Origin of the sequence: Pseudomonas sp. ANT_H12B, from assembly GCF_008369325.1 — a bacterium.
Lineage (GTDB): Bacteria > Pseudomonadota > Gammaproteobacteria > Pseudomonadales > Pseudomonadaceae > Aquipseudomonas.
The window spans coordinates 349,243-361,380 of the sequence record NZ_VOBI01000004.1; the positions used below are offsets into that span (position 1 = coordinate 349,243).

The following is a 12,138-nucleotide window of genomic DNA, read 5'->3' on the forward strand; positions in this document are numbered from 1 at the left end:
AGCTTCTCCAAAAACCGGGCGCGCATTCTACCTGACTTGAGGCTTCAGAAGGCCGGCAATTTCACCTTCGTGGCACTCTGCATGACAATTGTTGCGAACTTATGCCGACAGGCCGGCAAAGCTTTCGCCCGCTGCTGGCAAAAGGCTAAGCTACAGATAATTCAGCGCGGGCATTGCCCGCGCTTGTCATGATTTCTCTGCCCGGACGTCTCATGCGCAGTCGCCTTTTCAGTCTTTTATCCTGTTTTCTTCTTTCTGCCACTGCCGTTCAAACCGCCCAGGCGGTGGACCTGCCCACCCAACGCCAGTATTACGATGAAGCCAAGCGTGCCCTCGCCAAGGGTGACACCGGCCCTTATTTCCGATACAGCCAAGCCCTCAGCGATTATCCGCTGGAGCCGTACCTGGCGTATGACGAACTGACCGCTCGCCTTAAAACCGCGAGCAATGCCGAAATCGAGAAATTCCTCGCCGAACACGGTGACCTGCCCCAGGCCAACTGGATGAAACTTCGCTGGTTGCGCTGGCTGGCCGAGCGCGGCGACTGGGCGACCTTCGTCAAGTATTACGACCCAAAGCTCAACTTCACCGAACTGGACTGCCTGAACGCGCAGTATCAGATCGGGCATAACCAGAAAGCCGAAGGTTACGCCAACGCCAATAAACTCTGGCTGACGGGCAAATCCCAACCCGCCGCCTGTGATGCGCTGTTCGGACAATGGGCCGCGGAAGGCCAACTGACCGAACAAAAACGCTGGGAGCGCGCCAAGCTTGCCGCTCACGCGCGCAACTATCCGCTGGCCAACAGCCTGGTCAATGGCCTGACCACTCTCGCCCCTCGCGGTCGTTTGTTGATTGACGTGGCGCAGAAGCCTGAACTGCTCAACCAGCCGTCGCGCTTTACCCCGGCCGATGAGCCTATGTCCGATGTGGTCAGCCTTGGCCTGCGCCGCCTGGCGCGCCAGGACCCGGACAAGGCGATGAACCTGCTCGACGGTTATGCCAGCAGCATGCACTTCTCCCGTGACGAAAAAGTGGCGATCGCCCGGGAAATCGGCCTGTCCCTGGCTAAACGGTTCGACAGCCGCGCGCTGGACATGATGACTAAATACGACCCGGAACTGCGCGACAACACCGTGTCCGAATGGCGCTTGCGTCTGCTGCTACGCCTGGCCCGCTGGGACGATGCCTATCAGTTGACTCGCCGCCTGCCGCCGGACTTGGCGACCACCAACCGCTGGCGTTATTGGCAGGCCCGCAGCCTGGAACTGGCGCAGCCGCAGAACCCGGAAGCGCAGACGCTGTATAAGGGCCTCGCCCGCGAACGTGATTTTTATGGGTTCCTCGCGGCGGATCGCTCGCAGCAGCCCTACTCGCTGAACAACAAACCGCTGGTGCTCAGTCAGGCGCTGATCAACAAGGTGCGCAATACCCCCGGCATACGACGCGCCCTGGAATTCCATGCTCGCGGGCAGATCGTCGACGGACGTCGCGAGTGGTACTACGTCAGCCGCCACTTCAACCGCGACGAAATGGTCGCCCAAGCGAAACTGGCCTACGACCTGAAATGGTATTTCCCGGCAATTCGCACCATTAGTCAGGCGAAATACTGGGACGATCTGGACATCCGCTTCCCGATGGCCCACCGCGAAACCCTGGTGCGAGAAGCCAAGGTCCGTGGCCTGCATTCAAGCTGGGTGTTCGCAATCACTCGCCAGGAAAGTGCCTTCATGGACGACGCCCGTTCCGGCGTCGGCGCCAGCGGCCTGATGCAACTCATGCCCGGCACCGCCAAGGAGACCTCGCGCAAGTTCAGCATCCCGCTGGCCTCGCCGAAGCAAGTGTTCGACCCGGACAAAAACATCCAGCTCGGCGCCGCTTACCTGAGCCAGGTCCACAGTCAGTTCAACGGCAACCGCGTCCTCGCGTCCGCCGCCTACAACGCCGGCCCCGGCCGCGTGCGCCAGTGGCTGCGCGGTGCGGACCACCTGAGCTTCGACGTCTGGGTGGAAAGCATCCCGTTCGACGAAACCCGTCAGTACGTGCAAAACGTGCTGTCGTACTCGGTGATCTACGGCCAGAAGCTCAACTCACCACAGCCGTTGGTGGATTGGCATGAGCGCTACTTTGACGATCAATGAGCCTGCCTTGAAGCGCTGACAAAAATGCCCGCATCGGTTGATGCGGGCATTTTTTTTGGTGCTCTACTGGCTCGGTTTCTTAGTCGGTTACCGGGTCTGTGATCACGTCATGCCCATCACTAAACTGCAACGCCGCCAACCGCGCATACAGTGCGTTGCTGGCGATCAACTCCTGATGCGTCCCCACCGCCACCAGTTTCCCTTGGTCCATCACTGCGATCCGGTCGGCATTTTTCACCGTGGCCAAGCGATGAGCGATGACCAGCGTGGTGCGGTTTCTCATCAGACTTGGCAGGGCTTGCTGGATCAGGTGTTCGCTCTGGGCATCGAGGGCGCTGGTGGCTTCGTCCAGCAGCAGGATCGGCGCGTCCACCAGCAGCGCCCGGGCGATGGCCAAGCGTTGGCGCTGGCCGCCAGACAAACCGAGGCCACCGTCGCCCAGATGAGTCTGGTAGCCGTTGGGCATCGCCTCGATAAAGTCATGGGCGTAAGCGACTTTCGCCGCTTCCTGAACCTGGGCCAGGGTTGCCGCCGGGTTGCCGTAACGGATGTTCTCTTCGATGCTGCCGAAGAACAGCGCCGGGTTTTGCGAAACCAGGGCGAAGCAACGGCGCAGATCCAGCGGGTCGAGTTGAGTCAGCGGCACGCCATCGAGCAAGATGCGCCCTTGGGCAGGATCGTAAAAACGCAGCAGCAGGTCATACACCGTCGACTTGCCGGCACCGGATGGCCCAACCAACGCGAGGGTTTCGCCGGCATTGATGGTCAGACTCAAGCCATCGACAGCAAAGCTTTCGGGACGTGACGGGTAGGAAAAACGCAGATCTTGCAGCACCAGATCGCCCTTCACCCGCTCGGGCAAAGTCACCAGATCTGTGGTCGGTGGCTGGATGATGTTTTCCGAACGGAGCAACTCGGCAATCCGTTCGGCCGCGCCTGCCGCTCGCTGCAGTTCGCCGATCACTTCGCTCAACGTGCCGAAGGCGCTACCGACGATCAAGCTGTAAAAAACAAACGCTGCCAGTTCACCGGCAGAAATTCGCCCGGCGATCACATCCATTCCGCCGACCCAGAGCATCACGCCAACCGCGCCCAGCACCAGCACGATCACCAGGGTAATCAGCCAGGCCCGCTGGAAGATACGTTTGCGGGCGATGTCGAAGGCTTCTTCCACGGTCACGGCAAAGCGTTGCTCGTCCTGAACCTGATGGTTGTAGGCCTGCACGGTTTTGATCTGGCCGAGGGTTTCGGAGACATAACTGCCGATATCGGCAATTCGATCCTGGCTCAAGCGTGACAGGCTGCGTACTCGGCGGCCGAAGATCAGGATCGGCGCGATCACCAATGGCAACGCGACCACCACAATGCTGGTGAGCTTTGGGTTGGTGATAAACAGCAAGACGATCCCGCCGATCACCATCAGCAAATTGCGCAAGAACAGCGACAACGAAGAGCCGATCACCGATTGCAGCAACGTGGTGTCGGCGGTCAGCCGCGACTGGATCTCGGAGCTGCGGTTGTCTTCGTAGAAACCCGGATGTAGATAAATAAGATGGTTGAACACCTGACGGCGGATGTCCGCGACAACGCGCTCGCCGATCCATGACACCAGGTAATAACGCGCAAAGGTGCCGATTGCCAGGCCGACCACCAGCACCATAAACAGGCCGATGGACTGGTTGAGCAAGTGCGGCGATTGGGTCATGAAGCCCTGGTCCACCAACAATCGAATGCCCTGCCCCATGGATAAGGTGATGCCCGCGGTGACAATCAATGCGAGCAAGGCACCGAGGGCCGGCCAGCGATAAGGTGCGATGAAACGCAGAGCCAGGCGCACGGCGCGCCGCTGACGGGAAGAAAACATGAAGATCATCCGAAGGCACAACCAGTAGGGATTAACCCGTCCAAGCCTACACTGGTCGATGGGCATGAACTCTGTAAATCACAATGAGTCAGTTTAATTATGTCCGCCAATACTAGCGTCTAGACGCTATTGGTCTAAAGTCCGGGTGGCACCGTTTAACAATTTCTGGTGGACTGGTGTTGCCGCTCAGGAAAGATCGCAGGGAGTTGTCACAACCCGGTCACCCGGCGGTTTTACAGTAAGCACACAACCTGATGAGGAGACAGGCAATGTCCTTGCAAAACAGCAGCGAAGACAAGATTGAAGTGATCCGCACACAGCCAGACCAGTCTCTGGGTTGCTCAATTATTGATAAGGATGGGCGCGAAGTACCGATCACTGAAGGCATGATCCAGGACGCTTGCCGCGAACTGGAAAAGCGATTGGTCAAACCTGCCGAACAAGATTGATATAGCCACCGTCTTCTTGACCCGGCCTCTGATGGCCGGGTTTTTTATGGGTGCCTTTTGAGGGGGCTGCGCACCCTATCGCGGGCAAGCCCGCTCCTACAGGTCATGCGTCAATTTTGAAATCGCATTAATCCTGTGGGAGCGGGCTTGCCCGCGAGAGGGCCAGCACCATTTACGAAATTATTTGCGCACCCAATGCCGCCACAATCTTCTGCAACCCAGGCGAATCCCCGTCAATCCGCACCTTCAACCCATCAATCTCACGCCGCTGCGGATAATGCTTGCGCAGCGCATCGAACGCCGCACGCTGCTCGCTCACGTTGCCTACAAGGCTACGGCGGAAATCTGCATCATCACGGCGCGGGTCGTACACACCTCGGCACAACATCGCCAGCGTCCAGGCCGGATCGCTGTCAGCGTTCAAAGACACTTGCGACAACCATGGCGCGGGCAGCAAATCGCTCAAACTGACCAGAGCCGGTTGCCCGAGGAACTCGCAATACGCCTGATAAATCTGCGCCGTCCCACGCTGTTTGCCATCCAGGCTGTAACCGGCAATGTGCGGCGTGGCCAGCACGCAGAGTTCGGCCAGTGCCACATCAACTTCGGGCTCGCCTTCCCAAACGTCCAGCACGGCTTGCAGGTCTTCGCGTTGCAGCAGCACCTGGCGCAGGGCGGCATTGTCCACCACCGGGCCACGACTGGCGTTGATCAGCCAGGTGCCGGATTTAAGTTGGTTCAAGCGGTTTTTATCGAACAGATGCCAGGTCGACTGCGCGCCGTGTTTTTTCAACGGCGTGTGCAGACTGATGACATCGCACTGTTCGATGATCTGCTCGAGGCTGACGTATTCGCCACCTTCAGCGGCTTGCCGAGGCGGATCACACACCAGAACATTCCAGCCCAGACCTTGCAGGACCTTGACCAGCCGGCCGCCCACTTCGCCGGCACCGACCACGCCGTAGGTGCGCTGAGTCAGGTCGGCGCCTTCGATTTCAGCCAGTGTCAGCAGGCTGCCGAGCACGTAGTCGACCACGCCTCGGGCGTTGCAACCGGGTGCGCTGGACCAGGAGATGCCAGCCTGCTGAAAGTAATCCAGATCCAGATGATCAGTGCCGATGGTGCAGGTGCCGACAAAGCGTACCTTGCTGCCTTCGAGCAACGCGCGGTTGACGTTGGTCACCGAGCGCACCAGCAGCACATCGGCCTGTTCGAGGGTGGCGCGGTCAATGGAACGTCCCGGCACCCGGCGGATTTCACCGAAACCTTCGAAGAAGGCATCGAGCAGCGGGATATTTTCGTCGGCAACAATCAGCATGGCAGGCTCCTTTGGCGGATCGGCAGTGTAGGCGGAGATGGCACGTCACGCCTAGCACGCATCCCCTACAAGGGACCATGCGCGGGGGGGAAAGAATTACAAATCCCTAACACAGGATTTTTCCTGACCACTGCGTCAACGCGTAGAATGCGCCGCCTCGCGCATCAAAACCTTTTGGACGTTTCGCCCTTGAATTCCGTGACTGACCGCCCCGCCGCTACTTCCCTCACCCGTCCGGCCCGGGTTCGCCTGGAGCTGAAAAACCTGCTCGGCCTGGCCCTGCCGATCATGATCGCGCAACTGGCGACCACCGCGATGGGCTTCGTCGATGCGGTGATGGCGGGTCGAGTCGGACCAAGGGATCTGGCGGCCGTGGCGCTGGGCAACTCGATCTGGGTGCCCGTATTCCTGTTAATCACCGGCACTTTGCTGGCGACTACCCCGAAAGTCGCCCAGCGTTTCGGCGCCGGCACCCACAGCGAGATTGGCCCGATCGTGCGTCAGGCACTGTGGCTGGCGTTGGTGGTGGGTTTGATGGCGACCGGCATGCTGCTCAGCGCCGAACCGATCCTGCACATGATGAAAGTCGATCCCGAGCTGATCGGCCCGTGCATGCAATATCTGCATGGCATCGCCAGTGGCTTGCCCGCCGTCGCCTTCTACCATGTGTTGCGCTGCTTCAGTGACGGCCTGGGGCGCACCCGGCCGGCGATGGTGCTGGGTCTGTGCGGGCTGGCGCTGAATATTCCGCTGAACTACGTCTTCATCTATGGCCACTTCGGTGTGCCGGCCATGGGCGGCGTCGGTTGCGGTTGGGCCACGGCGATTGTGATGTGGGTGATGGCCTTGGGCATGGCCGGGTGGGAGCGCTGGGCGCCGGCCTATCAGTCGAGTCAGTTATTCAGCCGTTTCGACTGGCCACAGTGGTCGGTGATCAAACGCCTGCTGGGCATCGGCTTGCCCATCGGCATCGCCGTGTTCGCCGAATCGAGCATCTTCGCTGTGATTGCCCTGCTGATCGGCAGCCTCGGCGCCACCGTCGTAGCCGGGCATCAGATCGCGCTGAACTTCAGCTCGCTGGTATTTATGATTCCCTACTCCCTGGGCATGGCCGTCACTGTGCGGGTCGGTCAGGCGCTCGGCCGCGAGGAGCCCCGTGAAGCGCGCTTCGCCGCCGGTGTCGGCATGGGCACGGCGTTGGCGTATGCGTGTATCTCCGCGAGCATGATGCTGTTGCTGCGTGAACACATCGCAACCATCTACACGGCGGATCCGACAGTGATTCACGTCGCGGCGATGCTGATCGTGTATTCGGCGCTGTTCCAGTTTTCCGATGCGATCCAGGTCACCGCCGCCGGCGCCTTGCGCGGTTATCAGGACACGCGGGTGACGATGATCCTGACGCTGTTTGCGTACTGGGGGATTGGTTTGCCGGTGGGTTACGCGCTGGGCCTGACCGATTGGTTGGGCACGCCGAGCGGCCCGAGCGGGCTGTGGCAGGGTTTGATCGTGGGCTTGAGTTGCGCGGCGCTGATGCTGTCGATCCGCCTGACGCGCAGTGCACGCAAGCGGATCCGCATCAGTCGGTCGGCGGGTTAAGCGAGTTTCTTGCGGATCCAGTAGAGGTAGGTGCCTGCCTCTTCATGCTGCCCCACCAGTTCGTGGTCGAGAAACACGCAGAACTTGGGAATGTCGCGACGGGTCGACGGGTCGGTGGCGATCACCTTCAGCAGCCCCCCGGGCGCCAGGTCACGGATGTGCTGGTGCAGCATCATCACCGGTTCCGGGCAGTTGAGGCCGGTGGCGTCGAGGGTGCCGTCTACCGGCGTATCAATCATTTCACTCATGATTCACTCCTGAAACTTGCCGGCATTGTCGCGCATTGCCGGGTTCAACGTCATCTGTGGCGTAACACGGTCCTTGTGGGAGCTGGCTTGCCTGCGATGGCATCAACTCGGTTCGACGTCAAACCGAGTCGCCTATATCGCGGGCAAGCCCGACTCCCACCGGGATATCAGCGTTTCAGCGGGATTTGGGTTTCTTTACGTCGAGTCGGCGCAAGTGGCAGGTCACTTCTTCGCGGTCGTGGTACAGCTGCTTGCAGCCGATCTCGACCCGAATCCCGCGTTCCTTGAAGCCGTCGGCGATACGCTCCAGCAAACGCTTCACTTCGGCGTAACGCTGTTTCATTGGCAACTTGAGGTTGACCACCGCCTCGCGGCAATGCCCCTCGCCAATCCACTCTTCCAGCATCGCAGCGTTGCGCGCCGGTTTCTCGACGATGTCGCAGACCATCCAGTCCACTGGTTGACGAGGCTTGAAGGTGAAACCGTCGGCCATCAAGTGTTGCACCAGACCGGTGTCCATCAGGCTTTCGGCCATCGGGCCGTTGTCGATCGCGGTCACCAACATGCCGCGGTTGACCAGTTGCCAGGTCCAGCCGCCGGGCGCAGCGCCGAGGTCGACACCGGTCATGTCACTGTGCAGACGCTCATCCCATTGATCACGCGGGATAAAGTGGTGCCAGGCCTCTTCCAGTTTCAGCGTCGAACGACTCGGTGCTTCACGCGGAAACTTCAGCCGCGGAATGCCCATCGGCCACATCGCCGAGTTGTTCGACTCGGCCAACCCCATGAACACTTCGCGGCCACTTTTGAAAGTCAGCAGCAGGCGCGGCTTGTGCGCATCCTCAACCAGTTTTCCGGCTGCCATCAGCGCCTTGCGCAGGTGGCCTTCGAACTTTTTACAGAAGTTCGACAGTTCCTTGCCATCGTTGGTGTCGACCATTTCCAGCCACAGGCTGCCGCACAGCGGGAAGTCCGCCATGTGCGCGAGGATCACGCTGATGCGGTCTGTTTCCGGCAGATCGATAAAAATTCCGCGAGCCCATTGGCGCGGGAAGATCAGCTCGGCGAAACGCTGGCCACGCATCAGGCGCTCGGCGCCGTCTTCTTCGGTGCAGATGAATTCGGCGCAGGCGCTGGCGGTCTTGGCCTTGGCATAACCGGCTACGTTCAGCCGCGCGGCGTGTTCGGAAATCTCGGAACAGACTTCGCTTTCAAAGCCCGGCCGGCAATGCATAAAGAGGGTGTTCATTCTTACTCCTGGGCAGATGGCGAGAAATTCAACCACTGCGCGATGCCCAGACTTGCGTTGAAGCAAAGCCTGTCACGAAAACCGGCGCATGATAGCCGAGTTCGGAACCCAGGGTCTGTTGACGTTTGCTGGCGAACCGCGTTGCTGTGCCAACGTGCGCGAGGCAAGGCGCGGGATGCCGCCAATGGTTGTTCCCTTGGCAAATCCCGCAACGCAGCCTCGCACACGTTGGCGCGCAACCCGAAGGGACGCGACCCATTTGGCGCTGGGCGGCGTTGCTCGGAACTTATTTGGAACAACCAAACCGCGTTCCTCGCGCCTTGCCCAGCGCCAAATGGGTCTGCGTCGCGGTCGCCAGCAAACGTCAACAGACCCTGGACTCGGCCATAGAGTCCAGTTATTAGCTTTAAGCACCAAACAGGACTAGGTTTAAGCCTCTGTTCGTTCCCTCAGTCCGTAGCCGTGCGGACCCAAAGGAGTCATTTCAATGCCGTCCCTCGATAGCCTGAAAACCCTTAAAACCTTACAAGTCGACGACAAGACCTATCACTATTTCAGCTTGCCGGATGCCGCCAAAAGCCTGGGCGACCTGGACAAGCTGCCAATGTCATTGAAAGTGCTGCTGGAAAACCTGCTGCGCTGGGAAGATGAAAAAACCGTCACCGGCGCTGACCTCAGGGCGATTGCCGCCTGGCTCAAGGAGCGGCGCTCCGATCGCGAAATCCAGTACCGCCCGGCGCGGGTGTTGATGCAAGACTTCACCGGTGTTCCCGCCGTGGTCGATCTGGCCGCCATGCGCGCAGCCATGGCCAAGGCCGGCGGCGACCCGCAGCGCATCAATCCGCTGTCGCCGGTGGACCTGGTGATTGACCACTCGGTGATGGTCGACAAGTTCGGCAGCGCCAGCGCCTTCGAACAGAACGTCGACATTGAAATGCAGCGCAATGGTGAGCGTTACGCGTTCCTGCGCTGGGGCCAGAGTGCCTTCGACAACTTCAGCGTGGTACCGCCGGGCACTGGCATCTGCCACCAGGTCAATCTGGAATACCTGGGTCGCACGGTCTGGACCAAAGATGAGGACGGTCGTACCTACGCGTTCCCCGACACGCTGGTCGGCACCGATTCCCACACCACCATGATCAACGGCCTCGGCGTGCTTGGCTGGGGCGTTGGCGGGATCGAAGCGGAGGCGGCGATGCTCGGCCAACCGGTGTCGATGCTGATTCCGGAAGTGATCGGCTTCAAACTCACCGGCAAGCTCAAGGAAGGCATCACCGCCACCGACCTGGTGCTGACTGTCACCCAGATGCTGCGCAAGAAAGGCGTGGTCGGCAAATTCGTCGAGTTCTACGGCGATGGCCTCGCCGACCTGCCACTGGCCGACCGTGCAACCATCGCCAATATGGCTCCGGAATACGGTGCGACCTGCGGCTTCTTCCCGGTGGATGACATCACCCTGGAGTATCTGCGTTTATCCGGTCGCCCCAGCGCAGTCGTGAAACTGGTCGAGGCTTACAGCAAAGCCCAGGGCCTGTGGCGCCTGCCGGGCCAGGAACCGGTGTTTACCGACAGCCTGGCGCTGGACATGGGCAGTGTCGAAGCCAGTCTCGCCGGGCCAAAACGTCCACAGGACCGGGTTTCGCTGCCGAATGTCGCGCAAGCGTTCAGTGACTTCATCGACCTGCAATTCAAACCCACCAGCAAGGAAGTCGGTCGTCTCGAAAGTGAAGGCGGCGGAGGCGTCGCGGTGGGCAACGCGGACCTGGCCGGTGAAGCAGCTTACGAATACGACGGTCAGACCTATCGTTTGAAAAACGGCGCGGTGGTAATCGCTGCGATCACCTCCTGCACCAACACCTCCAACCCGAGCGTGATGATGGCCGCCGGCCTGGTGGCGAAGAAAGCCGTGGAAAAAGGCCTCAAGCGCAAACCGTGGGTCAAGAGTTCGCTGGCGCCAGGCTCGAAAGTGGTCACTGACTACTACAAGGCTGCCGGCCTGACCCAATACCTGGATGAACTCGGTTTTGCCTTGGTCGGTTATGGCTGCACCACCTGCATCGGCAACTCCGGGCCGTTACCGGAGCCGATCGAAAAAGCCATTCAGGCTGCCGACCTGACCGTCGCTTCGGTGCTGTCGGGCAACCGTAACTTCGAAGGTCGCGTGCATCCGTTGGTCAAAACCAACTGGCTGGCCTCCCCGCCTCTGGTTGTGGCCTATGCATTGGCGGGCACGGTGCGAACCGACATCAGCAGCGAGCCATTGGGTAATGACAAGGATGGCAATCCCGTGTATTTGCGGGACATCTGGCCGAGCACTAAAGAGATCGCCGACGCGGTGAGTCAGGTCAACACCGCGATGTTCCACAAGGAATACGCCGAAGTGTTTGCCGGCGACGAGCAGTGGCAAGCCATCGAAGTGCCGCAAGCGGCGACCTATGTATGGAAGGAGGATTCGACTTACATCCAGCATCCGCCGTTCTTCGATGACATCGGCGGGCCACCGCCCGTGGTCAAGGACGTTGCGGGGGCCCGAGTGCTCGCGCTGCTCGGCGATTCGGTGACCACCGACCACATCTCCCCGGCCGGCAACATCAAGGCTGACAGCCCGGCGGGCCATTACCTGCGCGAGAAAGGCGTCGAGCCGCGGGACTTCAACTCCTACGGTTCCCGTCGCGGCAACCACGAAGTGATGATGCGCGGCACCTTTGCCAACATCCGGATTCGCAACGAGATGCTCAGCGGCGAAGAAGGCGGCAATACGATCTACATTCCTACGGGCGAAAAACTGCCGATCTACGATGCCGCGATGCGTTATCAAGCCTCGGGCACGCCGCTGGTGGTGATCGCGGGGCAAGAATACGGTACCGGTTCGAGCCGTGACTGGGCGGCCAAGGGCACTAATCTGCTAGGGGTCAAAGCGGTCATCGCCGAAAGCTTCGAACGGATTCACCGCTCCAACCTGGTGGGCATGGGCGTGTTGCCGTTGCAGTTCAAGCTGGATCAGAACCGCAAGAGCCTGAACCTGACCGGCAAGGAAACCCTCGACATTCTTGGCTTGACCGGCGTTGAACTGACACCGCGGATGAACCTGACGCTGATCATCACCCGTGAAAACGGCAGCCGCGAGAAGGTCGACGTGTTGTGCCGGATCGATACCCTGAACGAAGTGGAGTACTTCAAGTCGGGGGGGATTTTGCATTACGTGCTGCGGCAGTTGATTGCCTCTTAATCGCTTGCTGACAAAAACACCGCCTTCGGGCGGTGTTTTTG

8 protein-coding genes are annotated in these 12,138 nt (G+C 60.2%); 4 read left to right on the forward strand and 4 right to left on the reverse strand.

What is annotated here, in order from left to right; all coding sequences use genetic code 11:
* Positions 1–212 precede the first annotated feature (212 nt).
* Positions 213–2,141: a transglycosylase SLT domain-containing protein gene (locus FQ185_RS09245; RefSeq protein ID WP_149417158.1), complete on the forward strand. Its 1,929-nt coding sequence runs from the start codon at positions 213–215 to the stop codon at positions 2,139–2,141.
* A gap of 79 nt (positions 2,142–2,220) precedes the next feature.
* Here FQ185_RS09245 and FQ185_RS09250 read toward each other — a convergent pair whose 3' ends face one another.
* Positions 2,221–4,014, reverse strand: a complete 1,794-nt coding sequence (locus FQ185_RS09250; RefSeq protein ID WP_178113514.1) for an ABC transporter transmembrane domain-containing protein — start codon at positions 4,012–4,014, stop codon at positions 2,221–2,223.
* Between the two features lie 260 nt (positions 4,015–4,274).
* On the opposite strand from FQ185_RS09250, the gene FQ185_RS09255 reads away from it, so the two are divergent.
* A complete protein-coding gene (locus FQ185_RS09255; RefSeq protein WP_149417160.1) occupies positions 4,275–4,454 on the forward strand; it encodes a PA1571 family protein in 180 nt (59 codons plus the stop codon).
* Between the two features lie 172 nt (positions 4,455–4,626).
* On the opposite strand, the gene pdxB is transcribed toward FQ185_RS09255, so the two are convergent.
* Positions 4,627–5,772 carry a 4-phosphoerythronate dehydrogenase PdxB gene (gene pdxB / locus FQ185_RS09260; RefSeq protein WP_149417161.1) on the reverse strand — a complete coding sequence of 382 codons (1,146 nt, stop codon included), beginning with the start codon at positions 5,770–5,772 and terminating at the stop codon, positions 4,627–4,629.
* Between the two features lie 189 nt (positions 5,773–5,961).
* Here pdxB and FQ185_RS09265 point away from each other — a divergent pair, with 189 nt between their 5' ends.
* Positions 5,962–7,371, forward strand: coding sequence for an MATE family efflux transporter (locus tag FQ185_RS09265; RefSeq protein WP_149417162.1), 1,410 nt, complete (start codon positions 5,962–5,964; stop codon positions 7,369–7,371).
* Here FQ185_RS09265 and tusA read toward each other — a convergent pair.
* Both tusA and rlmM read right to left on the reverse strand, forming a co-directional pair.
* Positions 7,368–7,619, reverse strand: coding sequence for a sulfurtransferase TusA (tusA, locus tag FQ185_RS09270; protein ID WP_123403368.1), 252 nt, complete (start codon positions 7,617–7,619; stop codon positions 7,368–7,370). The two genes, FQ185_RS09265 and tusA, sit on opposite strands and share 4 nt — an antisense overlap.
* Before the next feature lie 175 nt (positions 7,620–7,794).
* Positions 7,795–8,868 (reverse strand): 23S rRNA (cytidine(2498)-2'-O)-methyltransferase RlmM, encoded by a 1,074-nt coding sequence (rlmM, locus tag FQ185_RS09275; RefSeq protein ID WP_149417163.1) that lies wholly within the window; start codon positions 8,866–8,868, stop codon positions 7,795–7,797.
* Positions 8,869–9,355: 487 nt separating this feature from the next.
* Here rlmM and acnA point away from each other — a divergent pair, with 487 nt between their 5' ends.
* Positions 9,356–12,097: an aconitate hydratase AcnA gene (acnA, locus tag FQ185_RS09285; RefSeq protein WP_149417165.1), complete on the forward strand. Its 2,742-nt coding sequence runs from the start codon at positions 9,356–9,358 to the stop codon at positions 12,095–12,097.
* Positions 12,098–12,138: the final 41 nt, after the last annotated feature.